The organism is Burkholderia sp. AU45251 (assembly GCF_030482905.1).
GTDB classification, from domain to species: Bacteria; Pseudomonadota; Gammaproteobacteria; order Burkholderiales; family Burkholderiaceae; genus Burkholderia; species Burkholderia aenigmatica.
Window position 1 is genome coordinate 187127 of record NZ_JAUJQH010000004.1, and the last position, 26636, is coordinate 213762.

At 60.8% G+C, this 26636-nt stretch carries 25 protein-coding genes and 1 pseudogene; 2 read left to right on the top strand and 24 right to left on the bottom strand.

Features of this window, described 5'->3' with window-relative positions:
* Window positions 1–24: 24 nt before the first annotated feature.
* The gene (locus QZM67_RS12450) at window positions 25–2220 is read left to right on the top strand and encodes a ParB/Srx family N-terminal domain-containing protein (protein WP_301803309.1); all 2196 of its coding nucleotides are present in this window, start codon (window positions 25–27) and stop codon (window positions 2218–2220) included.
* A 47-nt stretch (window positions 2221–2267) separates the two neighbouring features.
* Here the strand turns inward: QZM67_RS12450 and QZM67_RS12455 are convergent, their stop codons facing one another.
* From QZM67_RS12455 to QZM67_RS12465, 3 genes are all read right to left on the bottom strand, one after another.
* Window positions 2268–2912 (bottom strand): hypothetical protein, encoded by a 645-nt coding sequence (locus QZM67_RS12455; protein ID WP_367620443.1) that lies wholly within the window; start codon window positions 2910–2912, stop codon window positions 2268–2270.
* 76 nt (window positions 2913–2988) lie between these two features.
* Entirely contained in the window at window positions 2989–3696 is a 708-nt protein-coding gene (locus QZM67_RS12460; protein WP_301803314.1) for a P-loop NTPase, read from the bottom strand.
* A 9-nt stretch (window positions 3697–3705) separates the two neighbouring features.
* Window positions 3706–4170 (bottom strand): hypothetical protein, encoded by a 465-nt coding sequence (locus QZM67_RS12465; RefSeq protein WP_301803316.1) that lies wholly within the window; start codon window positions 4168–4170, stop codon window positions 3706–3708.
* A 960-nt stretch (window positions 4171–5130) separates the two neighbouring features.
* Between QZM67_RS12465 and QZM67_RS12470 the strand changes: the two genes are divergently transcribed.
* Complete coding sequence (locus tag QZM67_RS12470; RefSeq protein ID WP_301803317.1) at window positions 5131–5562, top strand: hypothetical protein; 432 nt, start codon at window positions 5131–5133, stop codon at window positions 5560–5562.
* Window positions 5563–5579: 17 nt separating this feature from the next.
* Here the strand turns inward: QZM67_RS12470 and QZM67_RS12475 are convergent, their stop codons facing one another.
* The 21 genes and pseudogenes from QZM67_RS12475 to QZM67_RS12575 all read right to left on the bottom strand — a co-directional run bounded on the left by QZM67_RS12475 (window position 5580) and on the right by QZM67_RS12575 (window position 26559).
* On the bottom strand, window positions 5580–6593 hold the full coding sequence (locus QZM67_RS12475) for a relaxase/mobilization nuclease domain-containing protein (RefSeq protein WP_301803319.1): 1014 nt from the start codon (window positions 6591–6593) through the stop codon (window positions 5580–5582).
* Window position 6594: 1 nt separating this feature from the next.
* The gene (locus tag QZM67_RS12480; RefSeq protein WP_367620444.1) at window positions 6595–7125 is read right to left on the bottom strand and encodes a plasmid stabilization protein; all 531 of its coding nucleotides are present in this window, start codon (window positions 7123–7125) and stop codon (window positions 6595–6597) included.
* Between the two features lie 14 nt (window positions 7126–7139).
* On the bottom strand, window positions 7140–8663 hold the full coding sequence (locus tag QZM67_RS12485) for an LPD7 domain-containing protein (protein WP_301803324.1): 1524 nt from the start codon (window positions 8661–8663) through the stop codon (window positions 7140–7142).
* Window positions 8664–8719: 56 nt separating this feature from the next.
* A complete protein-coding gene (locus tag QZM67_RS12490) occupies window positions 8720–10576 on the bottom strand; it encodes a PriCT-2 domain-containing protein (RefSeq protein ID WP_301803327.1) in 1857 nt (618 codons plus the stop codon).
* Entirely contained in the window at window positions 10573–12291 is a 1719-nt protein-coding gene (locus QZM67_RS12495) for a type IV secretory system conjugative DNA transfer family protein (protein ID WP_301803330.1), read from the bottom strand. Before QZM67_RS12495 ends, QZM67_RS12490 begins: the two co-directional genes overlap by 4 nt.
* Window positions 12288–12662 (bottom strand): hypothetical protein, encoded by a 375-nt coding sequence (locus QZM67_RS12500; protein WP_301803334.1) that lies wholly within the window; start codon window positions 12660–12662, stop codon window positions 12288–12290. The genes QZM67_RS12495 and QZM67_RS12500 overlap by 4 nt, the downstream gene beginning before the upstream one ends.
* A gap of 9 nt (window positions 12663–12671) precedes the next feature.
* A complete protein-coding gene (gene virB11, locus QZM67_RS12505; RefSeq protein ID WP_301803338.1) occupies window positions 12672–13790 on the bottom strand; it encodes a P-type DNA transfer ATPase VirB11 in 1119 nt (372 codons plus the stop codon).
* A pseudogene (gene virB10 / locus QZM67_RS12510) lies at window positions 13787–15013 on the bottom strand (type IV secretion system protein VirB10). Before virB10 ends, virB11 begins: the two are co-directional and overlap by 4 nt.
* Complete coding sequence (locus QZM67_RS12515) at window positions 15006–15830, bottom strand: TrbG/VirB9 family P-type conjugative transfer protein (protein ID WP_301803339.1); 825 nt, start codon at window positions 15828–15830, stop codon at window positions 15006–15008. Before QZM67_RS12515 ends, virB10 begins: the two are co-directional and overlap by 8 nt.
* Window positions 15827–16522 carry a virB8 family protein gene (locus QZM67_RS12520; protein ID WP_301803340.1) on the bottom strand — a complete coding sequence of 232 codons (696 nt, stop codon included), beginning with the start codon at window positions 16520–16522 and terminating at the stop codon, window positions 15827–15829. Before QZM67_RS12520 ends, QZM67_RS12515 begins: the two co-directional genes overlap by 4 nt.
* 209 nt (window positions 16523–16731) lie before the next feature.
* Window positions 16732–17427, bottom strand: a complete 696-nt coding sequence (virB5, locus tag QZM67_RS12525; RefSeq protein ID WP_301803342.1) for a P-type DNA transfer protein VirB5 — start codon at window positions 17425–17427, stop codon at window positions 16732–16734.
* 16 nt (window positions 17428–17443) lie between these two features.
* Window positions 17444–18607, bottom strand: coding sequence for a type IV secretion system protein (locus QZM67_RS12530; protein ID WP_301803343.1), 1164 nt, complete (start codon window positions 18605–18607; stop codon window positions 17444–17446).
* Window positions 18604–21072, bottom strand: coding sequence for a VirB4 family type IV secretion/conjugal transfer ATPase (locus QZM67_RS12535; protein ID WP_301803345.1), 2469 nt, complete (start codon window positions 21070–21072; stop codon window positions 18604–18606). Before QZM67_RS12535 ends, QZM67_RS12530 begins: the two co-directional genes overlap by 4 nt.
* A gap of 1 nt (window position 21073) precedes the next feature.
* Window positions 21074–21394, bottom strand: a complete 321-nt coding sequence (locus QZM67_RS12540) for a type IV secretion system protein VirB3 (protein ID WP_301803347.1) — start codon at window positions 21392–21394, stop codon at window positions 21074–21076.
* 16 nt (window positions 21395–21410) lie between these two features.
* Entirely contained in the window at window positions 21411–21695 is a 285-nt protein-coding gene (locus QZM67_RS12545) for a TrbC/VirB2 family protein (protein WP_301803349.1), read from the bottom strand.
* Between the two features lie 104 nt (window positions 21696–21799).
* Complete coding sequence (locus tag QZM67_RS12550) at window positions 21800–22477, bottom strand: lytic transglycosylase domain-containing protein (protein WP_301803351.1); 678 nt, start codon at window positions 22475–22477, stop codon at window positions 21800–21802.
* Between the two features lie 357 nt (window positions 22478–22834).
* Entirely contained in the window at window positions 22835–23680 is an 846-nt protein-coding gene (locus QZM67_RS12555) for a ParA family protein (protein ID WP_301803354.1), read from the bottom strand.
* 474 nt (window positions 23681–24154) lie between these two features.
* Window positions 24155–24448: a hypothetical protein gene (locus QZM67_RS12560; RefSeq protein ID WP_301803356.1), complete on the bottom strand. Its 294-nt coding sequence runs from the start codon at window positions 24446–24448 to the stop codon at window positions 24155–24157.
* Window positions 24435–24686 carry an AlpA family transcriptional regulator gene (locus QZM67_RS12565; protein WP_301803358.1) on the bottom strand — a complete coding sequence of 84 codons (252 nt, stop codon included), beginning with the start codon at window positions 24684–24686 and terminating at the stop codon, window positions 24435–24437. Before QZM67_RS12565 ends, QZM67_RS12560 begins: the two co-directional genes overlap by 14 nt.
* Before the next feature lie 279 nt (window positions 24687–24965).
* Window positions 24966–25424 (bottom strand): hypothetical protein, encoded by a 459-nt coding sequence (locus tag QZM67_RS12570; protein WP_301803360.1) that lies wholly within the window; start codon window positions 25422–25424, stop codon window positions 24966–24968.
* 151 nt (window positions 25425–25575) lie between these two features.
* The gene (locus tag QZM67_RS12575) at window positions 25576–26559 is read right to left on the bottom strand and encodes a porin (RefSeq protein ID WP_301803787.1); all 984 of its coding nucleotides are present in this window, start codon (window positions 26557–26559) and stop codon (window positions 25576–25578) included.
* Between the last annotated feature and the right edge of the window lie 77 nt (window positions 26560–26636).

A 26636-nucleotide genomic window follows, 5' to 3' on the forward strand; every position in this document is an offset into this window, starting at 1 on the left:
CCTTTCTACTATCGGGAGTCGATCATGCAAGCCCAATCTGTTGAAACCGTCACGTCTGCCGCCGCCGAATCGGCCGCCGCGCTCGAAACGAACTTCGGCAATGAGCAGCCGGTCGTAACGGTGCCGTATTCCAGCCTGCAACGCTCACCCTTGAACGTGCGCACGAAGCCGCCATCCGGCATCGCCGGACTAGCGGCCAACGTCCGCGCCAAAGGATTACTGCAAAACCTCGTAGTCCACGAGATCAAAGGGGTACGCGGCAGGCACCGCAAATACGGCGTGTGCGCGGGCCAGCGGCGCGAAGCCGCGCTCGACCTGCTGTTCGAGCAGAAGCACATCGCCGCCGACTATCCGGTACCGGTGCGGATCGTCAGCGAAGGTGAAGCGCTCGCCATATCACTGATCGAGAACAGCGAGCGGGAAGGACTCGACCCGTTCGACGTGCTGCGCGCGTATCGGATGCTGGCCGACGAAGGCCGCAGTGTCGATTACATCGCCGCGCTCTTTTCAGCGTCGTCCATTACCGTCAAACGGCGCATGAAGCTCGCCAACGTGTCGCCCAAGCTACTGGCGCTGCTGCGCGAGGACGCAATCACGCTCGACCAGCTTGCCGCGCTCGCGCTCGCCGACGATCATGACACGCAGGAACATCTGTGGTTCCAGGCCAACGAGTGGCAACGTCAGCCGCACTATCTGCGGCAGGCCATCACCCGCGCCGAGATCGATGCGAGCCGCAGCCGCCTCGTGCGCTTCGTCGGCCTCGTCGCCTATGAGGCAGCGGGCGGCTATGTGCGCCGGGACCTCTTTAGCGACGACGAGCATGCGGGCTACATTGCGGACGCCGACCTGCTGCAAAACCTTGCCGCGCAAAAACTCGACGCGGCGGCCGAAACGCTGCGTGCCGAAGGCTGGGGTTGGACGGAAACGCGTGTCGAACGCGACATGCTGGAACTGAACCGTTACGGCAGACTGCGCCCTGTCCACCGTCCCTACAGCGACGAGGAGCAACGCGAACTCGACGCGCTGACCGCGCAGCAGACCGAACTGAGCAACAATCTCGATGCATTGACGGAAGACGACGACGATGCCTATGACGCAGCCGAACGTCTGGACACCGAGATCGGACAGGTCGAAGCCGCGATCCGCGCCCTTGAAACCAGCACTATCGTGTGGGATGCATCGCAAATGGCTGAGGCCGGGGCGTCCGTGATCGTCGGCCCACAGGGCGAACTGGTCATCGAACGCGGTCTCGTACGGCGCGAGGGCAGCGCGACACTTGACGCGGCAGGCGGAACCGTAACCGGCACGCCCATAGCCGAAGCGCCGGACACGGCAGACGCGCCGGCCAAGGTCAAACCCATCCATAGCGCAACACTCTGCCAACGGCTAACCGCGCATCGCACCGCCGCCGTCCATGCGGAACTGATTGCACAGCCCACCGTGGCGATCGCCGCCCTGCTGCAACACTTGATTCCGCAAGCAGTGCCCGAGCACTACGGCCACGCCAGCGCAACGCGTTATTTGGCACTCTCCGGAAACAACAATCGCGATAGTCTTCTGCGCGCGGCGGACGACCTCCCCGTCAGTCCGGCCTGGAACACTATCGAGACGCAGCGCACACGCTGGATCGCGGAACTACCAGCAAGCCAAGCCGATCTGCTGCCGTGGTTGCTCAGGCAGGACGCGTACACGACCTTGCTCGACCTACTCGCGTTTTGCACAGGCAACCTGCTCGACGGTATTGCGACATCAGAAGAGCCACACGCGATCAATGCGCTGGCCGATGCCCTGAGTCTCGATATGGCCCGGTACTGGACACCAACGCGCACCGCGTACTTCGACCATGTCAGCAAGGCGCGCGTCGCGGAGGTCGTGTCCGGTGCGGTTTCTCCCAAGGTCGCGGCAGACCTCGCGAAGATGAAAAAGGGCGATGCTGCAGCCGCAGCGGAACTGCGCCTCGCGAAGGTCGCATGGCTCCCGGAAATCCTCATCGATCGGGAAATTCCGGCATCGCCCTCATGGGCTATCCACGGCGACGACGAGGATGACGACGATGGCGAGGACGTCGATGCAGACGAGAACGGCGGAAATGACGACAACCCCGTCAACCACACGTCTCACGACGCCGAGCCGTCCACCGGAACCGCTGAACAGCCGCCGTGGCCTTTCCCGACCACCGAATCGGTAACCGCTGCACAAACTGACCCGGACGTCGTGTAACTGTTGATCCTCATCCAACGACGCAACACAGCAAACGGCAGCGCACTTCAGGGCCTGCCGTCTGCTGACCTGCCCTGCGCCGCTTGGCTAACCGTACCCGACGGGTGGTGCCCTGACCGCCCGTCCACCCAAACACCCACAACCAGCAGCATCAAGCAGAGGACCGTTGCGCTCGTCAGCCATAGACGCCGGATCGCACGTGCAAAACGTCGTTCCATCGCTATCACCATCGCGTCCATCCGCGCCGCCGCCACGTCCACCGCTTTCCCAAACCGATCGATCGTCTCATCCAGCCGCTCACGCTGTTCGCGCCCCGAAATTGCCGCCGCACCGATCATTCGATTGCCCGCCGAGCGGACAATCTGACTGGTCAGCCGTACGCTGAGCGCCGTCAGTGTCGCCTCATTGAGATTCGCCAACGCTTCCCGGTACCGCGCCTCATGTTCCTGAATCAGGTTCTCCGCTACCGTGATCGTCGCCTTGCACCGTTCAAGCGCGCTGCGGTGTTGTTGCATCAACGCATCGTTCGCGCCACCGATTTCCCGCCGAGCCGCTTCGAGACTGCCCTCGCTCGCCCATCGAATGCGCTCCGGCATCGCCTCGTACAGGCGCGCGTAGTATTCGAGCACCGCGATGATGGACCATAGCGCGTCGTTGTCGTGCAGATTCAGGACGCTCGATACTCGGCGCATCCGGGCCAGACTCGTGTCGTCCGGGACCTCACCGGATACCTCCTGAAACAGGCGGATCAGTGGCTCGACTGGCCGCCTACGGCTCATCATCGGTCCCGGCGTTATCGATCACGGTCGAGAAGATCGTGTCGCACAGCGACCGCCAGCGCAGCAGTTCCGCTCGCTCTCCAATGTGCATCGTCTCCGACGCGACGCGAATCGACATCCGCTGACTACGCAGTTCGTCGGCGACACGATCCGCCAGATCCGGGAAGTCGAGTGTGCGCCCCCGTGCTTCGATCGCTTTGCGTAATTGCGACGCCTGATACAGCGTGAACTTGTCCGGCGTACCGAAATGACCGTTGCGCACGACATGGATCATCGCCTCGGGAAATGTCGGACTGAACGCGCGCAGCAATTCCAGACTGTCGCGCTGCCGGTTGATTACCCACAGCACGATGAGTTCGCGCCGCAGTTCGCTGAGCGTACTGGCAAGTGTCGCGCCAAAACGGGTAATACCCGTTTGGCTGCGCGCCGCCGTGTTGACAACAATGGCTGCGTCCCGGCGTTCGTCACAGAAGTTGACCAGGCCGATCCAGCCTTCGGCTTCGTCCAAGCTGTAGGCGACGCACGGTACCTCGTCCTGAATCGCTTTCATCACGTCGGGATTGGACGTATCGGTTTCGACCAGTGCGACAGGAAAATCACGGCGCTGGAGGTAGTCGGCCAGCGCGAGCGAGACAAAGCTCTTGCCCACACCTCCCTTGCTGCCGCCCACCAGATAGATTGGGTAAGTCGTCGTCATACACTTCCTCTACAGGTTCTCGGTGTCCGGCACAATCTCGAACGAGAACGCATCCTGAATCACCATGGCCCCCGAATTGGTCGTCGCCCTTCGACTATCCTTTCGGTCTCGATTCTCTACTTGATCGAGAGACGGCGATCTTCTTTGCTTCGGCTTCTTGATTCGCAGTGGCGCAGTAGCCTGACCCGATGGGGCGGCTCTTTCCAAACGCCCGGCCTTGTGATCTTTCGCTACGCGTTGCATCGCGTAGCGCAAAGTGCTGGCGCTGATGCACACGCCCTCTTCCGCCAGTTGCTGAACGATTTCTTCGAATGTGTAGCCCTTCTGTTGCGCGTCGTTGATCTGCGACCGCATTGCGTTCACCGCCTCACGCACCGTGACGTGATGCTCGTGCGCAGGCTTTGGTGGCAGCGCGTCGAGACGGCGAGCGACCGCGTCCCATTGCGCTTGGGTAAAGTGCTTTACGACCGGCATAATCCGCCTCGACACACTGCCTTAATACCATCTTGCTGATGGCAATGATGGTCGTCAATGCCCGAAAACAAGCCGAACTTCGCGCATCGAACCGCATGGGAACGGCCCGGAATTGAACGGCATCGCGAAATATTTTTCGTCGTCGCGCTGAGGCAACACCAACTCGAGATCGACCATCGCCTTAAGTTGCAAACGACGATTGGAATCGGACGAATCTGATCACGTGAGCGACGCTCGAGGAGCAAACCTCTGCATTCAACCGATACGACTTACTCCGCATCAGCGTTGCCGCCTACTGGTTGAGTTCGTACTCGCGCTGATGCGGTCACGTTTTCAATCAGTCGTTTTTGTTGCACTGTGTATGACGGCCTCGATCGCTCATGTCGTTCACAACGCTTCGTTTTCCTACATCACCTGACCAAAGGATTGACATGACGCAACCCGTGTCGTCCGCTGCTTTCGACTACTTGCGGATCGTCCTGTTGCGCGAGACGTGCACCCTTTCCACGCACTGTGAACGTGCCTTCTTGCAGCCACGGCACCATCTTTCTGCATGACCACACCACATCTTGCGTGGTCATTGACGAACGGCGAGATGAAAGAAGAGAAGACAAGGGACGGCAGGATAGGCTTGCGCCGGTTTTGGGCGCCATTGTGGCGCTTCTCGAAAACCAAGGCCGGTTCGAAGTCGCAAGTGTTTTCTGAATCAACGCCTGCAGCGCGCGCTACCAAGCACTCCAACGTTGTTCACATTCGTCCATGGCTTCGCTCATAGCGAGACTTGAGCGCTTCAGCATGCGGAGATTCGCTGAACAACGACCTCTGAAATTTTCGAAGTCCAGGTTGTTCGTTCACGGCCTGGCCGTCTATATTGGAACGAGGGGCAGTCGACACATGTGGAGCCCTTCATGTCGGCAAAGGAGGCGCTCTGATCGGCGCGACAGTCTGGAGGAATGTTCCGTGGAATTTCTCAAACTCGCGATCATCCTTGGTACCGTCATCGCGATTGCAAAGAGCATTCAGCTTTTTCGTCGTCACTCGCGACGCCGATACGGTTACAGTTTCTTCACGGCACGTGGGTTTTGGCTTGCGGCAGTTGGTATCAATCTCATATGGTGGGGATACATCGGATGGGGAACCGCACTACTGCATCACGAATCGATGTGGGCGGGTCTCGTCCTCATGGCAATGGGGCTTGCGGCAGTCATCCGGTTGATCTACGAAAACGTCAGAAACACGGCGCTGATGTACGGTGTTCCCGGATCGATCCTGCAGCTTATGCTGTTTTTTCCGGTGGCAGTCTACGGCATCCCGCTTCTCGCGATCACGTTCCTGTTTCTGCTCGTCGTGACATTCAAGGCCGGACCAACGTGGTTTTCCGATCGGGAATGACCCCAACGCTGTGACCGTCAACGCTCCACATCCTGCCTGGCGCCGTCTGAACGCTCCACGGTATCTGGCACCTGCCGATCCGGCTTCTCGCCTCTATCATCCGGCTCACGCCCTACCATTGGTCGATTTCGTTGCACCGGCATGGACCCGACGAAGTACGTCATATCAACGGCCATCGCGCGATCCTCTCGCACACCCGACCTCGCCATTGCGTAGGCCATTTCTCGCCAGGCGGTAAATATGCCACCTTGCGCGACCCATACTGCATCGCGCTGAGCATCTGTCGGCATTGATTTCCAGTACCTCGGCGTTTCTCCACGCGCGACCATATGGACGACAGACTGCTTCGGGTAGCGCTGCGTCACGCCGCGCACACGCCGAGGCGTCGCATTCGCCTCGACACCGTGCTCACGCAGCGTCTCCGCAAAACGCTCACGCCATCGCTGAAGATCCTTATGTCGGGGATTCAGACGATGGCCGTCCGGACCCCGTACCTGTACGCTCAGATGCACATGCGGATGCGCTTCGTCATTGTGCGCGGAGAAAACGTATGCCCTGCCGTCGCCGAACTCAAGTGCCGCGAAATCTCGCGCCGCATCGCGCACCGCTTTCCGATCCGTTCCTGGTGGCATCGACAGCAGGATGTTGAAAGTCTCCCGGCGCGTGCTGTTCTCGGGGATACCCCACCCACCGAGTTGCCAGGCCTTCGCGAGATCATTCAGCGCATCCTTGCCTTCAATACGGTCACCGTTCTGATCTTCCAGTTCGATCCTGCCGTTACGAGAGATATAGCGCAGATGTCGACGTACGGCTCCCATGCCCTGCGCACTCGCCGCCTTGTTGGTGATCTTGACCATGACTTCCGGCGTGCGCCTGAGCGTGCGAGCGACCTGCGCACGCATGCGAGCTGCAGCGTTGCGAATATCCACATGTGAGAGTCGCGACGCTTGCGCATGTCGTAGCGGATCCTGAAACAGGCGATCGCCCCAGTTCACGAGCATCGCGTCGATGTAGATTTTCGGGTATGGCATGTCAGCGGCTCCAGCGATCGAGGTTCGCGCGCATAATCGCGGCCGCCGTACGCAGGTGTTCGTCAACGCGCTTTCGCAATTCCGCCCATTCAGACATCAAATCTCGACGCACAAGCTCGGTTTCGTCGGCACGTGCAAGTTGTCCCAACAAACGGCCAATCTCAGCAAGTCGCTGGTTTGATACGGACAGCGCACTCAATTCTGGCTCGCCCAATTGCGGTTCCCGGCTCAATTGCGCCCGAACCAGCGAGACTATCCAGCGATTACTGCGCAGACCCATTGCTGCGGCGCACCGCTCGACCGCGTTCAGCTCCGCGCTGGTCAGTCGGATTTCGATGCGATGACGCGGCTCCCCAACGATCGGTAGAGGTAAGCGACATATGGTCGTGCCGGATTCGCCGTCCGCATCGTCGCGGATAGCCGTTGCGATCAACTGACGCACGCCCTCGCCCGCCGTCACACCGCGGCGGGCACACCAGTCGTCCCAGCGTACCCGGATTACCCCGAGTTCGACGCACAAACGCTCGCGCACGACCACGATTCACCTCAGCGAGAGGGTGATGATCGCGACGGCTCATCTGGCGTGAGCTCGAGTTCGCGGGCAGGCGTGCGTTCGGGAGCCTGATGCTTGCGACGATTCCGGCCCGATGGCGCGCTCGGATCGAATACCTTCGGTGCCGGGACCGGAATGCCTTCGCGCTGGAACGCCGCCAGCATGCGTTCAGCGTGCTGCCGCACACGGGTAACGGAGCGCTCGCTGAAACCCTGTTCGCGCATGGCGGCCGTCAGCACGGCCACATGCAATGCCCGTTCACTGCCCAAATGGCGCGCATCGTGACTGCCGTACAGCGCTGTCTCGTCGACTCTAGCACCGAGTGAATCTGTAGATCGGGTTTGGCCATTCTGCGAATAGTCCGCCTTCTGCGGAGCTACAACGTCATGGCCCCGCTGCACGATCCCTACCTGCCAGGTATTGCGATGCACGACCTTTTCGTCTTCGCCAATTACCCTTCCTTCGTCATTCAGGATCGGCATTCGCACGGTGACAAGCCGTTTGCCAAGATTTTCGAGTGTCACCTGCTGCCCGATCTGGGCATTCGCCTCGCGCACCGCTCGTTCGAGATCCACACCCCACACGACCTGCTCAACGCCCGCCTCATCGCGAAACACGACGTAGTACGAGTCGCTGCGCGCTGGATTGTGCTGATACGGGGCGCCACCATGCTCACACAGTTCTCCAACGTATCGCCGCGGCAGATCGGCTTCGTCGTTTGCAGCGCTCTGGCTGCCTTCAGGAATAGGCGGTTCCGATGCCAACTCACGGACCGATGTGGATGGAGAGTTTGGGTCGCCATTCGTGCCTACGTCGACTCGGGGCGCGCTTGAAACCATAGCCGGATTATCTGCGCGAGCCGGCGCGCTCGCGGCAGTTGGCGCCCCGACTTGCGCGACCACCGCGATGCGATTGTCCAACCTCGCATGCCGCGCATCGGTCAGACGCGCCAGATCCTCCGCTTTCGGCTGGTAGCCGCTCACTTCAATGCCGAGCAGCGTGCCCTGCAACCACGCCTCGTTACGAAACATTTCGTGGCCCGACACACGAATGCGCCGCCACGATTTCGCGTGCACCATGTCAATCATCGATTCGACCACGTCGGGTCGGTTGTGCTCGGTGACGAGATATGGCCCTAGATCTTCGAACGCGAGCTGATACGGCGCGTCCTTCAGGAAATACTGGTTGCCCGCGCGCAAGTAACGCTTGCGTACGCGTTCGGGCGGTTGGTCGAGTGGCACACTCGTCAAATCCATGTCGGCCGGCGTCGCGCTCGGCGAGCGAGTCTCGACCTTCTGGAGCGTGGCCGCATCGTCACGAATTGCCTGCTCCCGCAATCTCGCCCGAGCGACATCGAACTCACGGCGGCGCCGAGCCGATACGGCAGCTATTGCAGCCGATTCCAGCCTGCCTCGACGATCGTCCGACGCAGCCAGTCCGCCACTGTTGACCGGAAAATCCTGTTCGATCACGTTGATAACCGGATCGACTTCGTTCGCGAAATTTCTCAGGGCCATGTGGCACCTCGCATTCTAGAGATCGGCGTTGAATGTCGGCGCTATGCTGGTGTGCCTTATCGGTCAGGCATTGACCCGGCTTCGCGAGACGCGTCCTGTTCCCGCGATTTTTCCAGTGCGGCCGCACGCGCTTCGCGGATGCGCGTCCAGGATCTCGCCTGCAACTGATCGAGCATCGCCTCCAGATTGGGGCTGTAATTCAACTCGCGTGCCGACTTCTTCAGCGACCCCACCATACGGTCCAGCAGATCGCGCGCTCGGTCCCACGGATAGACTTTCGCCTGATCGCCGTCATAACCCACTTGCAACTCGGATCCGTTCAGCCGGGCCTTTTCATCCATCCATTTCAGACGGTCGGACACAAACGTCATCCGATCTTTGCGGTGGAACACGACACTGCGTGTCGCGACCTGCTGGATCAGATAGTGTTCCGTGTTGAACACCTCCCCCCGATAGGGACCACCGTTTTCACGCGGCGTGGCCAGCCTGAGCGGTGAGCCAAACCGGTGTTCCGCAAGCGCCTTGACCTCGTTCGGAACGTCACCCACGCCAAACAACGGTTCGCCGATTGACGGACGCGTCGACGCAAATCGAGGCGGATCGCCAGCCAATGGCGCCGCAACCGGCAAAACGTTGGGCGGAGAATCCACTGAGGGTGATGCCAAGCCGGATGCACTATCCGCTGCCGCCACATCCGGTGTGGCCTGTTTCGGCGCACCGCGCTTTGAGGGCCGGCGACGCGACGTGCCGTCATCTTCTGCCAACAGCTTTTCCTTGACGTTGCTCACTTTTCCGCCCTCCTCATACTCATTGACATCAACCAAGGTCACACCGAGTTCGGGGCAGATTTCCGATTGACCATCTGCCCTTACAACAGAACGGACCTTGGCGCGCAGGTATTCGCCGACCGCTTCAAATCCGCTCAGCACCACCATGTCGCTGAAGTCGTTCGGCACCATGCCGTGGATGCGCGCATCTGCGGCGAATCGTGGCCAAACCAGATGCGCCCTCGCATCTTCCGCCGCACACCGAGCCTGCGCCTCGCCACTACCCAGTTCACCTAGCACGATCAGGTCCGCGGCGGGATACTGTTCACGCAACCTCTGCGCCGCCAGCCCAAGGTTCCCGCTGGACAGTGCCGCCGTTGCGAACCAGCCTGTGGCTCTCGAAGCCGCCAATGCTGTCGCCATCCCCTCCGCGATCAGAACCCGCGAGGGTGCGCTAGCGGGAACCCATATCGGCTCCGTCGTCCAGTAGCCCCCTCTCTTCGCGCCGCCAGCCAGGGACGATTTGTGCCCATGTTCGTCGATCAGTTCGAGCGTCGAGATCGATCCGTTCCAGACAGGCACGATCAAAACACGGCCATTCAGCGGTACTTCCTCGCTGGCCGGCAGGTAGCCAAGCAGCGCACGCAGTTCAAGTGCATCGAGCTCGCGCAGTGTGTATGCAGGTTCAAGTTGCTTACGCACAAGATAGGGATGCTCCGGACCGACTGGCCTGGCCCACTGCCAGATCGATGTCGCCTCATGAGCAACAACTGCGTGACGTGCTTGCAGTTGAGCCTCCTCCCGTGCGCGCTGAGCCAACACCTTGGGGGACGCCGCCAATACGGCGGTCATGCGATCCGGATAATTCGCCCGCTTCAGATCGAAGCCGTGCTGACGCGCCTGCCAGAAAAGCGTAGCGAGCGTCTTGCCACCCGATGCACTGGCCGAGCGCCATGTGGTCCGCGCCGCACGCTCGTTGTAGTTGGCTGCCGTCCGGCTCCACGCGTCCCAGATTTCAAAGCCTTCGTCACCGAAGCCCTGCTTGAGCGCGAACGCCATATCGACCCAGGTCTCGTAGTCATCGGCCGGAATCACGGCAAGCGCTGCACGTGCACGGTCCGCATCATGCACATAGGGTGTCGTCATTGCCGGGCTTCCACGACGGGCCGACCGCTCACGGCTGCCTGACGCGCAGGTTCAACAAAATCGAGCTCAGCCACATCAAGATCGTTCACGCTCAGGCAACGTCTCGCCTGCTCAACCTTACTGACCGGCATGCCCAGCAGCATGAAATGCCGCTCCACGTAGGCCACAGCCTCCTCCTCGCTGATGTCTGCGAGGTTCGGCGGCAGATCACGCGGATTCCACGCCTGCAATACTTCCAGGTATTCGTGCGGAAGATGGATGAGCCCCGCCCCCTCCGGGTCGAGCTCATCAGGATGCAGGTCGCGCAATCGGCGCTCGACTACCGCAGAGAAATGCGCCATGTTCAGGGCAGGCACGGGCGGCGCGGGAACGACACGGGAGGCAAATTCAGGATCGCGCCAATAGCAAATCTTGTCGGCCAAAATCGGCTTGGTGTTTTCGAGCAAGATGATTTCCTTATCTCGCTCCAGTTCCTTCAACTCCTGCGGCAACAGCAACGGCCGGCGCTGTTCGGATACACTTTCGCTTGAGCCACCCCGGCCGCCAAAGAATGCATTGGGGCGGCTCACACTGCGCGACTGGTCGGTGAACGTACCGAGCATTTCCGAGTAGTCGTTCGCGTCCTTCTGCTCGCGCGGCGCATAGAGGATCTGCATCGCGTGGTTCGTGATGATGGTACGGGCATCGGATCGCCCGTACACGGATTCGAATTGCGCGATCGATTGCACGATCGACAGCACGCGCAGGTTGAAGCCCGGCATATAAGCAATAGCGCGCGGAAGAATGTGGATCTTTCCGATTGCCGTCATCTCATCGAACAAAAGCAGGCACTGGAACCTGAGCGTAGGATCGGCTTCGGGCAGCTGCTTCGTGTTCAAGTTGATAATCTGCGAAAAGAGCAGGTTCACGATCAAGGCCGCTTCCGACAGATGATCGGGTGTAACACCGATATAGATGGAAATACGCCGCCGCCGCAGATCACGCAGATCAAAATCGTTCGTGCTCGTTGCTGCATCGACAATCGGATTGGCCCAGCTCGTCAGCGGCGCATTGAAGGTCGCCAACACGCTCGCCAGCACCTTGTCGTCATTGGACAGAAAGCGATTCAACGCATCCACGCACTGTCCCGAGAGCAAGCCTCGATACCGGACCAGCGCTCGCTGCAAATAGGTTTTGACCGGCATGCCATTGCCCGACGACTGCCGCAGCACTTCTCCCATCGTGACGGGAAAATCAGGAGTTGACGCATCCTTGCCAGCCCGGTGCGCATCACGCCATTCGCACAACAGAAGCACGATGCCGAGGAACAGATTTCGCGCCTGATCTTTCCAGAAATCGTCGTGGCCGCCTGGTGGATACAGTGCATAGCCAATCGCGAGAATGTCGCCCACCCGGAACAAGCCATCGGAGATCGCCGACAGCGGGTTGTAACGGTGTGTCCGGCCATCTTCGGCAAACGGATTGAACAGATAGACATCCTGCCCATTCGCGCGACGGAAGCCGGCTGTGGCTGCATAGTTTTCCTGCTTGATGTCGAGCACCACCACCGAATCGGGAAAGGTGAGAAGATTCGGGATCACCACGCCGACACCCTTGCCGGAGCGAGCAGGTGCAGCAAGTAACACGAACTGCTGACCAGCAAATCGCAAGTAGCGGCGGCGCCATACTCCCACGACAATCGCGGGTGGCGTATTGAGGTGGGCGTGCATCGTCATAGCAGCCCCGCCTGCCGGATTTCCGACTCGTTCGCAAAGCGCGCACTGCCATAGAGATGACGTCGATGCGAGTTCACCCATAGCGCATGGACGCCGAATACAGGACCACCCAAGGACACGAGTACGCCAAACAGCGCCGCCCCCACCAGTTTGCGCCCGACGTTCGGCATCATTCCGTCTCGCCACATGAGCACCGCATCGAACCAACCCCACATTCCCGCATGCAGCGGATTAACGCGCAAGCTGGCATAGAGGAGGAATGACGCAAGCCAGAGCGACGCCGCCAGTCCGGCCATCAAGCAAGCTAGCGCGACCAACGTCACTACAGCTGTCCGAATATGCTGGCGCAAAGGCGATGACGGATGATCCATGGCCGCCCCCTATACAAACGCAGTGCGCGCCTTGCGCCCCGGATCGAACCAGACTTCGGTCATGCCCCAGCGCTTGCCTGTCTGCTTACCCTCTGCGTCGAACACTGGGCGTGATTCCATGTGCGCGACGACATCGACTGTTAGGAACAGCAATCTCTTGAGTGCGGCATCGTCCCAGGCGGCGGCCTCCGGATGTTCCTTTGCCATCAGCGCGAATCGCTCGATCGCGACGGTCGCATTAGGTGCGTGATAGCTCGTGATTGAGCCTGCATGTCCTGTTGTCAGAAGCTTCAGGAAATCGTAGGCTTCGGCACCGCGCAATTCAGGCAGCAGCACACGGTCCGGGCGCATGCGCATCGCACTCGCGATCAGGTCCGCGGGCGTCACCTGTGCTTGGCCATGCCCTCCCTTGCTGTACTGCAAATGCACGCAGTTCTCGATGTGCCGGATGAACAGTTCCCGAACGTCCTCGATCGTCACGATTCGCTCGGTCGCCGGAATTGAGAGGCACAAGGTCTTCATGAAGCTGGTCTTGCCTGACCCTGTATTGCCAACCACTGCGATATTGAGCCTGCCCGTGACAGCGCGCTCGAAGAATGCGCCCCAATCATGCTCTTCCAGGCACTGGACGAGCTTCCGGTCTTCGGCGCGCAAGGACGGCAGCGCTGAATCGAGTCCGTCCGGCCTGCGCCATACCGTATCGTCGAACAATCCCTCGTCGCGACATGCGTCGAGCGTCTTTTCGTCTGGGGACGGACGGCGAATCGTGACCGACACCGTTCGCGCCGGCACGACCGGCGGGACCACGATCTGGATACGCGCGTCGTCCGGCAACAGCGCCGACAAAATCGGATGCTGCGACGATACTTCCTGGTTGGTCAGGGTGGCTACCGACACCGCGAATGACATCAGCCGGTCGAAATCGAGATCCGCGTAGTCGTGGCCGTGCCAACCGACCGAGTTCTCGGTCAAAACGCGCTGCGGCCGATTGATCACCAGTTCAGTCACGTCGGGATCGTCGAGCAGCGGCGCGAACGGTCGCATCAGTTCGCGCACGGATGCGTCGTCGGGTAACCGAGCGAGCACCGAGTCGCGCGACGCATTTAACTGGGGCGCGTGAATCATCATCGCGTGCCCTCCGGCTGCAGGGCATACACCGATCCGAAGTCGAGATCGCGCGCAATCACGATCGTGAACTCCGCGCCCTGGTTCTGGGTGAGCGTCGGTGGAATACCAATCGTACTGTCGAGCACGCGCGTGGCCATGTCGTTGCCCTGCTGTTGTGTGCTCTGGAACACCACCGATCCGTTGGTGTTGCCGCCGCGCGTCGACAGATAGCCGATCGCGTCCTGGGTAACGCCAAGCAGCATTGCTGCGCCAATGCGCTGACTCCAGTGGTTGTCCACGTAGCCGTCGATGCCCATACGGCCGAGCGCGTCCGCTGCCGGCGAATCGATTTCGACCGTGACACCGTTGGGTGTCTTGATACGGGCCGACAGCACGAATACCCGCTTCTGTCCCGGAGACATGTTCGAGCGATACTGGCTGTTGATCTGCGAACCCCGTTCAATCAGCACGACGTTGCCATCGTCGGAATACACGTTCTTGGTCACCGTGCAGGTCGACAAGCCAGCCTCGGTCGAATCAAACGCCGTATCGCCCGCGCAGTCGATCTTGGCGCCCTGTGCAAGCACCAGGCTCCGATTGCCGAGCGTCCCGGCCTGAACACGCGGTGTCACGGTCGGCATCAGCGCCTGGGCGAGCCCGCCCCCCATCGGCCCCGAACCTTGGGCTGACGCGCCTGCACCGCCGTTTACACCGTCGGTAAGCGGGAAAGACACGCCACCCGACCCCGGCACGCCTGGCGCCACACCCACGAGTTCCTACCCACCGCCCGTTGAAAGCAGCGGCGCATCGTAGTAGCTGCGAGGTGTCGCAGCGTGTGCGATACGAGAAGGCGTGACCACACCCGAAGTCGATGCGGGACGCACCGCAACCGCGTTTGCTGGTACCGTGGCCGAGGCTGCACTACCGACCGCCGACGCGGGCAGATCGTTGAACATGCGCCCCTGGGAAGACGTACCTGCCATCGAATCGCGCCGCGCCTTTGCTTCGGCATCGTGCCGCGCGAGAAAGCCGTGCACGGTCCAGACGGCGCCCACCCCGACGATCAGCACGATCACGACAGGCGTCAGCCACCAGGCGCGCGGGCGTGCATCACGGTATTGCCCCAACGCTGGCATACCGCGATCCGCGGAAGCATTTGATGCGCCCGCGTTCTGGCCGCCTTCAGACTGACGGTCCGAGCCATCGTCGTGCCCGATCACGTTGTGCAGGGTATCGTCATTCATCGCGATGGCTCCGCAGAATGCGCTTCACCCCGTTGACCGTCGTGCCGTCATGAGCCGGCACGCCGTCGATGTCGTAAGCGTCATTCCAAATTCCAACGACCTCTCGTGCGAGCCGTAGCACGAATCGCTTCGCCACCTCGTGTATGACGATCGTGTCACCGTCGATGTGCTTGTCGACCACGCTTTCCGTGCCGTCGTCGGCCACCCGGAAAATCGCCGGCATGCGTCTATTGTTCGGGATACGCAGATACGTAAAACGTCCGTCGTCCCATGCTGCGTTCGGCGCGATGTCGTCGGAGCTCGGCATCACTTGCATCGAATACCGTGCGTTACGCACGACCGCCGGTTGCGCCAGGCGCTTCGCGACCAACTCGACGTCCGATTCCCTCGATGCCCGCTTCGCCAACTCGTCCGGATAGACGAAAGTCACGCGATACATCACGCGGTCATTGCCGAACTTCGACTTCAGCGGAAGCACCACGAGATCAAAGCTGTAGCTGTGCCGGTCGGTGCGAATTTCGAGATTCGAATCGTGGGCGGCAAGCTGCGGTTTCAGGTACACATCGTGATCGCCCTTGTTCGCCACCACCTGCCAGCCGTCTCGATCTCCAGGCGCGACTACCTGAATGTGCTCGTGGGAACCCAGCGCGATGTGCGTCGCAAAGCCGCGTTGAGCCTCCACGCGCACCACCTCATCGGCCCGGTAGATCACCTGGCGAACGCGCGAGTCGCCGTTCCAACCCGGCAGATCAACCGCCCTCGCGCCCCCCACGAGCAGCAGACTCGCCAGCGCGATGCCAAACGGAAGCACTCTCATGGTGTACCTCCGACTGCCGACGCCGACGGCGTATATTCCGCATCCCGGCTATAGGCTGTGACTTTGAAGCCGAATGGATTGGCGATCGCCACGCTCTCACGCGTGAACACGGGCGGCCGGTAGGTATAAGCCAGCGTGATCACGAAACGCTGGGTTTGCTCGGCATGGGCTTCGCCATTCTTGAACGACGTCCGTTCGACGTGCACGACTGCACGACCGGGTTCGTCGGGCGACAGCGTGACTGAGAGAATCCGGATGCGCCGCTCGACACCAGCCCCCAACTGCCGATCCAGTGCATCGGGACCGCTGTAGATGCCACGGTAATCGCGAGCAACGACGTCATCGCTCATCGTGAGCACGCTGTCGTAGTCCATCTGCAGCAGTCCCCAGTCATAGCGCTCGCGTGCGCGCACATAAGTCTCGACCCAGTGCTTGTCCTGGATTTCCTTCGTATGCACGTGGCGGGCGTCGAGCACGTTGATCACCTGGGATTCGCCCGTCAGGCGATCGACCTCGATGGGCAGAGGCACCACGCGATAGAACGGCACCATCACTGCGAGTGCTACCGTGCTCAGCACGGCAATACCAACTGCAGCGTAAGCGACGTGCCATGCACGCCGCTCGGAGCACTCCTGCAGGTGCGTCAGCGACGCCTCAATGTCGAGCACGCGGCAATAACCGTGCGAACTCATGAGTGATCTCCAGCATCCGGCAACGCGGGTTGGTCCGGAGCAGCCGGCACGGTCGTTGGCACCTCAGGCACGGGCGGTACACGATTGACTGGCACGCGGTGCAGGCCGTCCGGCAATACCGGCTTGGGTGGCCCACTGCTGCAGGCGGCAAGACTCCAGGCGACGCACCCGGCGACCGTCAACGAACTCAGTATGGACATGGTGTCGCCTCAGTTGCCGAATGACGCGGGCACCATCTGGTCCTGGAGCCGTTTGGTCTTACCCGCTCGGCTCAGCACCAGTTCACTCTGCTGCTCGGTCACGAGCTTGTCTTCCGTCTCGGCCAGCATGCGAAAGAGCTGCAGTTTGGTCATCTCGTTGCCGACCGCCGTGGATTCGGTCTGAATACGCGCTTGCAACTCCGCGACGCCCTTCGGGTCCTGCGTCGCGTTGATCTGTTGCGCGAGACTCTGGATCTGGTCCAGCTCCTGCAGCTCGGTCTGGTATGCCTGCAGGCCGAACGCCTTGTCCTGGTAGGGCTTGTTGAGCGTGCGCCGACACACCTGCTGATCCACCCCGGTCTGGTCCTCGCAGTCGTAGATCCGGTTGGCCGAGCGCAATGCCTGCGCACTGCCCGTCAGGCCCGCGTAGCCGCCGTTCTGGATCGCGGTATAGACGCTCTGCCAGTTCGACGGCAACGAGTTGGCGACGACTGGATTGCTCAGAAGCGCGCCGAAACCGCGTGTGCCGATCGTGGACTGGTAGATCTGCATTTCTTGCTGCACTTGCTGCTTGAGTTGGCCCACGGTGGCGACGGCCTGCACAACGCTCTGCGCGTCGTAAACCGGGATCCCTTGCGCGTGAGCGCCGGCGCACTGCCCCGCACACGCAAATGCGGCAGTGATCCATTTGCTTCGCCCGTTCATGATCGTTACCTCCTGGTCAGCTGTCCTGCTGGCCCAAATTCGCGCGCGCAGCGCGCTGGTAAGCTGGGGTCCCGCCGCCGCTCGACCCAGATATCCCACCCGAACCCGTCCGGTCGCGCATTTCGCCACCGGAGGGCGGGCCTCGTCCGTTACGGCTAAACGCCCGCCCGAGCGCCGTGACGAGGCTTCGCGATGCCATGCCGGCCACAAACGCGCCGAAACCCGACAGAGTGGCGCCGCCAGACAAGCCCGCTGCAACCGAAGGCAACTGCCAACCGACCATTGCGAGGAACACCCCGGTCGCAAAGAGCCCAATCGCAGCAGCTGCGGCGGCGGCATCGTCTAGGGAGGCGGAAACGGCTTGCATCAGGGCTGACGAATCGTCACCGGGTGAACCGCCAGTCGCGTGGAACGAAGTGAGATCGGCCGAGAACGCTGTGAGCGCCATGCCAAGGAAGGCAGCAACCAGAACCTGTAACAACGCATAATTGGCAACCTTCGCGGTCCACGCTTCGAAAAATCGCGCAGTCGGCGCAAACGCGGCGCACGCGATGAAGATCGGGCCTAGTCCGAGCACGAGATCGAGCAGCATCCTCGCCATCACGACCTCGAAGGCCAGCACGATCAAAAAGATGGACCCGCCGAGCGCAGCAATGAGACCGCAGAGGAAATCCCCAATCGCGGCGGCCAGACCGCTCGGACTGATTCCCTCATGCGTCGCCTTGTTGAAGTAGGCGTCCATCACGAGGTCGACCTGTTGGTCGTAGCAGTCGAGTGTCTGGTAAATGCTGGTCGCGGCGCCCTGCCCTGTCACGGTGCTGCCGTTGGCCGACCCGCATCCCGGGTTGCCCCCGCCGGTCGTGTTCGCCGCGTTCTGGATGGTCTGGGCCAGCCCGGCCGTCGCGCCGTTGACGGCGGTGACAACCTGCTGCTGGTAGATCCCGGCGCTCAGCGCGAACGCCAGCGTGATCGACACTTTCAGCCCTCGCCAGGCAAAGGCCGGCACCGCCTCGTGGGCTTCGCCGCGCACCACCGCGAGACCATAGGCCAGCACCCAGATCGTGATGCCCGTGGTCACGACCGGCACGAGTGCTCCGGAAAGCGCCGACGATACGGTCGTCACGTAGGTCGACATGCCGTTTTCCAGGGTGCCGCCCACGGCGGTAAAGAGGCCGCTCATTGGGCACCTCGCGGCTCGGGCGTCGGAGACAAGCGCGAGCTCGCCTGAGCCGTCCGGCGCATCGCTAGTCGCTCATGAAAAACGGGCAGCCAGTCTTTGGGCATATCTCCGACTTCGGCACGGATTGCATCGAGCAACTCGACGTTATCGGTCGTACCGGACAGGACATCGAGCACATCGCCAAGCCCTGCGAGATCGAGTCGGCCGATCGCTGAGCGATGGCCCTGCTTGACCAGGAACAAGCGGCTGCTTTCGCCCAGGTTGCGCACGATATTGAATTCGGCTTCGGTCAGCTTGAAGCCATGCACGTAATCGTCGTAGTCGGCACGCGGATTCGGCAGGAAGAAAAACGTCGCGCTCTGCTCGATCAGCGCACTGGCGATTTCGCTTCGCAATACGTCGGCCGGCGACTGGGTATCAAAAATCCCCAGCCCGTTCTGCTTCCGGATTGTCTTCTGCTTGTTCTTCGCAAAATCCGTGAAAACTGGGTCACCGAGCCGCTTCCAGAACTCGGTCATCACATAGATGAAGCGTCGGCCGTCGATCAGGTTTTCGGTCCGATGCAGCAGGTACATTGTCACGGGTGTCGACACCTCGTGATCGTCCAGCAGCTCGGTGTCGTCGAAACCAAACAGTTTCGCGTGCGCCAGATCGATACGATCCGCCGGATTATCGAGTACCCACCCCAGACGTCCGCCCGCGCACCATTTGGCCAACCGTGCATGCAGGCTGTTTTCGCCCACGTTCGGTAGAAGCTGCCGCACCATCGACAGACGGCGCAGTGGCTTGTCCATACGCGCGACCTCTCGCACGGCACGTGAGATGTCGAGTTCGTCCTTTGCAGACAACGCCTCGCCAACGTCGACGAGTTTGCGCACGAGGCGCTCCCAGAAATCGATCACCGGCTCATCCGGTGCCATCTGGAGCGGATTCAGACCGGTGGGCTCGCCGCGGAGGAACACAGTATAGGTACCGCCCATCGCACGAATCGCGATCTCCGTGCCGCGATCCTTGTCGAACAGCACCGCCGTAAGGTCATACTTGGTCGCCATCGCGAGCAAGAACAGCTCGAGCACCGTCTTGCCCGCTCCCGCCCGGCCGATGATCTGCGTGTTGGCGAGTGCCTTCTCGTCGAGTGAGTCGTGCTTATCCGGTGTCGCGTGGAAGTTCAGATAGAGCGGCTGACCGCTGGGTGTCTTGACGATTGTGATTGCCTCGCCCCACGGATTGCCCTCGCGCTTGCCAGTCGCGAAGTTGTGCAGGCTTGCCAGACCGCAAAAATTGCGCGACGTGAGCTTCGCTTCGCGCGGTCGGTAGCACCAGTTGGCCGGTAGTTGCGCAAACCAGGCCGCATCAGCCACGAGATCGATCAATGCTGTCTGGAACCCGGCATCGGCCAGTTGCGTTCGTGCCTTCGCGATGCTTCGAGACACTTCATTCAGCGAGTCGCCGAGCACCGCCAGCGAGTAGTGATACTCGCCAAGAACAAAATTTCCGTTGATCAGATCATCGAGCGCGCGGTCGATCGCGTCGACCTGGGACAGGGCGACGTCCTCACCGGCGATAAGCTGATTGCGCTGCCGCTCCAACGCCTCCTTCGCCGTGGGTTTATCCAGAATCGTGAAGCTCTGCGTCTCGATATACTCGAAGTCTCCGTACAGCAGGCCATTGAGCATGCCAGGTTCGGTGTCTTCCGGATAATCCTTGAGGTCCAGCATCGCCGCGAACCGCGTTGCAGTCGGCATGCGAATCTCGATTTTCTCGGCGCCAACAAAGAGCCGCGAAATCGGCAGCGCCTCGCGAATCGCGCCGGCTGGCACGGGCTCAGGTTCCCAGACTCCGTTGACCAAATAGCCGAGCAGTTCCAGCGCTGACGAATAGCGGCGCGAAGTGGCCACGATGGGACTCGGCCGGCGATAGACACCGAGCGCGACCGGTTCATAGGGTTTCAGGCTCGATTCGACCTGAGCCGCGAGCTCCGACATCATCTTCAGTGCGTCGAGTTGATCGCGCCGGATATCGTCGCGCGTGCGGCGGGCCGCACGGCTGAAGACACGTCCGAGGCGGGTGCGGTTTGGCCGGTAGACCACCGTCAGAAACAACTCGTTGGCCATCATCCGGTAGCCGGCAAAACTCGCGTAGTAGCGCGTCGCCAGTTCCTCGCAGAAACGATTGTCGTACTGCGTCGAGAATCGGTCCGACACCCGTCGGCGCAGACGATGCGACCACAGCGCCACATGGCCGCCCGCCAGTCCACGCACAAATTGGTTGAACCCTTCATGGCGCGCAAGGATGTCAGCGGGATCGGCTGCCTCGAACGCAATGCCGGCGATCTTCCAGATTTGCAGGTAGTCGCCTTCTCGCGTCTTGATGACGTGGTCGGTCACATGCGTCGAGTACGGGATATAGCCGGCAAGCGGCACTTCCCGGCTCGCGATGGATTCGACGTGCGATTTGCGCGGCATGTCATGCCCTCCTCTTCAGGCGCACCGGCACATAGGCATGTGCATCCCAAAAGCGGCGATTGCCCTGACGCAACGCCATGCGAACGCGTCGCGCGTGCTGCGCAAGCCGTTGGTCGTCATGACGCGTCAACACCCGCATCGCGACGAACACCGGAATCATCAAAAAGAGGATCGCGACACCCAGCGCAGGGCTGGCCAGCAGTGCCCAGATCGCGGGGATCAGCATGCCGCCGCCGACCATCAGGAATGGCACCAGCGGCACCCCCCAAAGCATGGCGGGACGTGTGCAACCTTTGAAGACGGGATCCTTGAGAGAATCCATGGTTCGGCCCCCCGGATCAGCTCGAAGGAATCAGCATGCCGGCGATGACGGTCGCGCAACCGACGAACAGGCCGCCGATAAACACGTTCGCGATATCACCGAACCGGGCGTGCTGAAACATCATCCGAAAGCCCGCCCAGATGATGGAAATCGAACAAATCACGCCCCCGACGCTCAACAACGTCGTCTGGATCGTGTTGAGCAGCGCATTGACCTGTGAGAGTTGCGCGCAGGCCGGAGCCGTGAACATCAGGGACGAAGTGGCAAGAATGATCGCCAGTGCCGTCTTTCGGTCAGACATAAATCGCATCGCCCGTTCGACGAATATCGATGATTTATGTCGTATTCCTAAGCACATGATCGACTCCCTTCCGATATATCTCTATCTGATTTTACAATGTCGAGTTAGAACACCACTGCGCTACTGTCCGGTTTGTGACGCTCCTCTGTCACGGGCGAAGCGGCGTTCATCCCATCACGATCCCGCCGCAATAGCCGGTGAACCGCAGGTTCATAGCGAGGAGCTCGAATCGGCACTGCAGAACCAATCGGTACAACCGGAATGGGTGCAATGGCCGGAACGGACGAATTCGAGGAAGCTTGCACCGCTGCGCTCTCCACGACACGCTGGACGTAGCCCGTCTGGTAGCCGGTCGTGAAATTGCCGCTCGCATAGCAGGACAGGCTCGCGCGTAGTGCGGCCTGTACATCAGCCTGATAGTCGGTCACTGCGTAGAACTTTCCGGTCGTCACCGCCGCGGTAAAGCAGCGGTGGAGAATCTCAGCACCAGCAGCTAGGTTGCGACATGGCTCGAATGCGTTCTCGGCGGTCAGGCCATAGGCCAGCCAGTTCGCGCGATTCACCTGCGCGAGCCCGACACTGAAATTCCAGCCGCCTGCCTCCAGCGCGCGTACCGTCGCGATCGCTTCGGCCACATTCGATGGCTGTCGACGCAGCCGCCCGCGAACGACGCCGATCGCGTAGGGATTGAATCCTGATTCGGTGCGCACGATCGCCGCCATCGTGGCCGGGGCGATCTGCGGCGCGCAGTCGTGCGCGAGCGACAAGAAATCGAGCGGCATTATCGATCCCCCTCCCCCGGGCGAACGACCTGCTGCAGGAGATGCACTGCCGACGTCGCGGGATAATGGGCGGAATGTGTATTGTTGCGTTCTGCTCCGTTCAGCGTGCCAACCGTAGCAAGATCACAGGTTGGAAAAGGATCGCCGTCTCGCAGCGTGGCCCATAGTCTCTCGATTGGCGGTACGCATTCGGCGTACTGCTCCGGGCCACCGGGGTTAGACAGACACAACATCACCTGACAACCCCAATCGTCCGCTCGTGCAACATCGGGCCACGCCATCGAAGTTCCAAGCACGACCGCAAGCGACACCACGCCACGCCACACGTTTTGCCGCACATCCGGAATCAACGCGGAATTACGCATGGCATGCCTCGGCCATTTCAGAAGGCAATGCCGCTTCATTTGCAGAATCGAGTCGCCGAGCGAGCACGTCGAAACACGCGCTCATGGCCTGCCATTCGCGATTGGCCGCCAGGTCGGCCGGGACGAGATTCATGATCGAGATCCCACTCTCCTGCGCCTGCGAAATGGCGTCAATCCGAGGGAGCAATAAATGGCCGCTTGGGCTCTGATCATGCGGAACCAGCCAGGTGGCCATGCACGCCTCGAACGGCTTGAATCGGGCCTGCTGCCGCGGAGTCATCTCGACGCAGTTGGGCACGATGCCGATAAAGCACAGCGACGGATTGAGCCTGGCTCGGACATTGCGCACCCCATTGCTGCCATTGACGAAATCGGCGACCTGCTCAAGCGTGTCCGGCGACAACAGAACGGGACTGACCAGCGCGTCGGCGAGCGCAGCCGCACAAATGGCACGTGAGTCAGGCCACGGCGGGCTATCGATCAAACAGACGTCGAACAAGGGAGCGACCTGGGTCAACAGGTGTCTCAAGTTGGCGTAGCAACGAACGCCAGCCGGATCAGCTCGATACGCAACGCCGGCAATGGCGTCCGCCGCAAGCACGCAAATGCACGGTCCAGCCGTATCAGATGGTCGGCCGGAGCGAATATCGGGCGCCGCGCGCTTCATCGAGCGTGCACGGGCGCCACGCGTAAGCGAAATGGCACTACACGCCGGCTCGGCCAGATCAAGCACCAACACCCGATATCCACGTACGAGACGAAGATAATGGGCGAACTGACACACCACTGTCGTTCTGCCTGTACCACCATGGGCCGAAGCCACCAGAAGCGATTTCATGGTCGTCATTCCTCGGATGGGGCTCCGAGCAGCGACGTCTTTTCATGAAAGTAAGAGAGTCTCGGCACAAGGAAGGGTCGCGACGAGTTCAACGTGCATTCTTGAGAGCACGTCATAAAACAGAAAAGCCTGCGATTGCAGGCTTTCTCACGAACGCTACGGCACACTACGCCATCACACAGACGTCAATGCTGCGGGGCCGCTAACGCGTACTCGGTCGTGCTGTGCACGTTGACCGGATCAGATTGTTGGCTTCACTGTAGGTCAGCTGCCACGTCGATTCAAGGGCCGACATGCGTCGACGAGATGAGACGATATTCCTATCGTGCCGTGAAGCTCCTCGCTGTTCCTATATTTATTTCGTGTTCGAGGTGAACTCGATCGTGTCCACGGCGGACCTGCACGAGTCGAGTGCGACTCATGTCGCACGAGCTCCCGTACTATGGAGGTCACCGAACATTCGTCCCGCGACTGTCACTGTTGGGTCTCGCCTTCTGCAAGGGCGCGGGCAAGCGCGGACCGTGCCGCATGGAGCTCCAGGTCGAAATGTTGACGCGGATGACGGGCAATCTTCAGCCGTCGACACACGACTTCTCGACTCGCATGCCAGAGATAGACCATGCGCAGAAGGTCCCGATTTCGGGGCGGCAGTGTTCGCCATGCTCGGGTCACATATTCGGCATCAACGGGATCATGGGCACCACGATTCGACTGCCCCCAGTTGCGAAGACGCTCATCGAGCGACGGCGGCGGCTTATCGTTTTTCACCGCTACCGTCCTGCTCTACAGGTTCGCGCGCCTGCGAAGCGCGATATCGCGCAGGATCTGCCAAGAACTGTTCGATATCGGCCGCCCGCCACCCTACCATTCGCCCGCCAAGCGCAATGGCACGAGGAAATGTTCCGTCTTGCATGCGTTTGTAGATCGTCGACCTCGATAGACCGGTGCACTGCTCGACCTGTCGTCGGCGCAAGATTGTCCGCGTTCCGTCATCATTCCAAGACATAATTCGCCCTCCATACCCGGCACGAACGTGGCCGGAACTGAAAGGCATTCAAGCAGCGAACACGACGAAGGGCCAAACCCGTCTTATCGACGGGACATCCCGTCGGTTCAGAGCGGCATCTCCGCGGAACTCACATATGACATGGTCGAGGCACGCGTGCTCGAGGCGAGTGCCAAGCCATCGCGCATTGATGCAACGTTCCTGCAGTGACCGACGTCGCAACTCCCCTATAGGTAGAGAGGAAGATCTCGGGGTGCTTTTACGGGAGACTTGTTGGTTTCACGACGCCACGCTCAGCGTTGCAATGGGTGACGCGATCTGTCCCGTCATCAATCGTTGGAGGTTTTCCCAGGCTGCGCAGTACCGGTGCATCGGCACGGCCGCCAACTGATCGTCATGAACGACCAAGATCTGCTCGATCATGGACTGCTCGCGATCGAGCAACAGCCAAGCCGCGCCCTGCTCCGCGCGTGCAATGCATGCTTCCAAAGCGGCTTCGGCTTGCCGGTACATACTCAAATCCGCGCCTGTGTCGGTCTCGCTGCGCATATAGAACGCGAGGTAGACGACTCGTAACAGACAACTGATTTGCTCTTCTCCCCCATGACCGGCCCGCACAGCGGCCAGCGCCATATGATTTTCGAGGGACAGCGCACGGACCTTCGCGGTCGGCAATGGCAAGAGGTCACCTTTCGTAAGCGGCTTGCGACCCGGGCGTCGGACTTTCGGAAAAACCATGAGGCGTGAAGTACTCGCGATGATGTTGGGACATGATACCGCGCGCCTCACATCCAGCCGAATGCATCCTGGTCTCGAACCCAAGCAAGCGCTGCAATGAAGTGCCGGATACCCGATCCGGCCGTGTTCTACCCTAACGAGGTCGTGCTGCTCAGAATTTGACCCGCATCCCGGCACCTACGCTATTGCCTGTCGACACGCCTGTGATCGCGTCATAACGCCAAGCGGCATACACATCGGTCCGCTTCGACAGCGGGTAGTCGTAACCCAACGCGACCGTTGACCAACGGATATGATCGCCTACCGACGGTCGCCGCCGCGTTCCCGCCCACGACATCAGTACGCTTCCTAACCCTATCCGAACACTTGCCCCGAGCTGTACCGTATCGTCCGCGACGTGATTGTTGTTGTCCACACGTTCGTACTGTGCGAACAGCTTAACCGCACGCAACCGATACGCGCCACCGGCCATCCAGGCGGTCTGCGCGGTTGCGCCGTTGAGAAACAGCGATGCCGTGTGCAGACTCTGCACGGCGGCCGTCGCGGAAAACGGGCCCGCGAAGTACAACACGTTCGCGCTATAGTTGGCCTGCCCTGCATGGCCGGCAACGCCGGCGTTACTGTAAAGCAGGCTCCCCGACAGACCACCCACCTCGGGCGTCTGATAAAGAAGCGAATTGTCGATCGCCGTATCGCTCTGGAGTGACGCAGCACCCATGGCCGAGCCCAGGAAACTGTGCACGACGATCGGCGAGAAGACGAACGAATTGCCGAACGGATTGAACAGCAGCGTCGACACGAACAGCGGTGCAGTATTGCGCCCCAGCGTCAACTCACCGAAATGGCCGCTCAGACCAACGAAGGCATTTCGCCCGAAAAATGACTGTCCAGGAAACGAACCGGCCTGACCGCCGTTGATACGATAAAAGCTCTCGAGCGTGAAGATGGTCTTCATGCCGCCGCCCAAATCCTCCGTACCGGACATCCCCCAATACGAAGTCGTCATCCCACCGGAACCGACTTGCCACGCGTTGCCGGCTGCACCGGCAGGATGCACTTCGCCAACGAATGCGTCGGCCAACCCATAGAGCGAGACCGATGATTGCGCATGTGCGATCCCCGCACAGGCTGACATGCCTAACACCACAACCCACTTCCCTGCGTTACCCTGAAATTTCCTTAACTGCATGATGTCTCCTTCGTCTTTGTGAT

Coding starts and splice junctions, on each gene's coding strand:
- QZM67_RS12450 (WP_301803309.1), top strand. CDS start 25: ATGCAAGCCCAATCTGTTGAAACCGTCACGTCTGCCGCCGCCGAATCG.
- QZM67_RS12455 (WP_367620443.1), bottom strand. CDS start 2,912: ATGCGCCGAGTATCGAGCGTCCTGAATCTGCACGACAACGACGCGCTA.
- QZM67_RS12460 (WP_301803314.1), bottom strand. CDS start 3,696: ATGACGACGACTTACCCAATCTATCTGGTGGGCGGCAGCAAGGGAGGT.
- QZM67_RS12465 (WP_301803316.1), bottom strand. CDS start 4,170: ATGCCGGTCGTAAAGCACTTTACCCAAGCGCAATGGGACGCGGTCGCT.
- QZM67_RS12475 (WP_301803319.1), bottom strand. CDS start 6,593: ATGCCATACCCGAAAATCTACATCGACGCGATGCTCGTGAACTGGGGC.
- QZM67_RS12485 (WP_301803324.1), bottom strand. CDS start 8,663: ATGGCCCTGAGAAATTTCGCGAACGAAGTCGATCCGGTTATCAACGTG.
- QZM67_RS12490 (WP_301803327.1), bottom strand. CDS start 10,576: ATGACGACACCCTATGTGCATGATGCGGACCGTGCACGTGCAGCGCTT.
- QZM67_RS12495 (WP_301803330.1), bottom strand. CDS start 12,291: ATGACGATGCACGCCCACCTCAATACGCCACCCGCGATTGTCGTGGGA.
- QZM67_RS12500 (WP_301803334.1), bottom strand. CDS start 12,662: ATGGATCATCCGTCATCGCCTTTGCGCCAGCATATTCGGACAGCTGTA.
- virB11 (WP_301803338.1), bottom strand. CDS start 13,790: ATGATGATTCACGCGCCCCAGTTAAATGCGTCGCGCGACTCGGTGCTC.
- QZM67_RS12515 (WP_301803339.1), bottom strand. CDS start 15,830: ATGAGAGTGCTTCCGTTTGGCATCGCGCTGGCGAGTCTGCTGCTCGTG.
- QZM67_RS12520 (WP_301803340.1), bottom strand. CDS start 16,522: ATGAGTTCGCACGGTTATTGCCGCGTGCTCGACATTGAGGCGTCGCTG.
- virB5 (WP_301803342.1), bottom strand. CDS start 17,427: ATGAACGGGCGAAGCAAATGGATCACTGCCGCATTTGCGTGTGCGGGG.
- QZM67_RS12530 (WP_301803343.1), bottom strand. CDS start 18,607: ATGAGCGGCCTCTTTACCGCCGTGGGCGGCACCCTGGAAAACGGCATG.
- QZM67_RS12535 (WP_301803345.1), bottom strand. CDS start 21,072: ATGCCGCGCAAATCGCACGTCGAATCCATCGCGAGCCGGGAAGTGCCG.
- QZM67_RS12540 (WP_301803347.1), bottom strand. CDS start 21,394: ATGGATTCTCTCAAGGATCCCGTCTTCAAAGGTTGCACACGTCCCGCC.
- QZM67_RS12545 (WP_301803349.1), bottom strand. CDS start 21,695: ATGTCTGACCGAAAGACGGCACTGGCGATCATTCTTGCCACTTCGTCC.
- QZM67_RS12550 (WP_301803351.1), bottom strand. CDS start 22,477: ATGCCGCTCGATTTCTTGTCGCTCGCGCACGACTGCGCGCCGCAGATC.
- QZM67_RS12555 (WP_301803354.1), bottom strand. CDS start 23,680: ATGAAATCGCTTCTGGTGGCTTCGGCCCATGGTGGTACAGGCAGAACG.
- QZM67_RS12565 (WP_301803358.1), bottom strand. CDS start 24,686: ATGTCTTGGAATGATGACGGAACGCGGACAATCTTGCGCCGACGACAG.
- QZM67_RS12570 (WP_301803360.1), bottom strand. CDS start 25,424: ATGGTTTTTCCGAAAGTCCGACGCCCGGGTCGCAAGCCGCTTACGAAA.
- QZM67_RS12575 (WP_301803787.1), bottom strand. CDS start 26,559: ATGTCAGCCTGTGCGGGGATCGCACATGCGCAATCATCGGTCTCGCTC.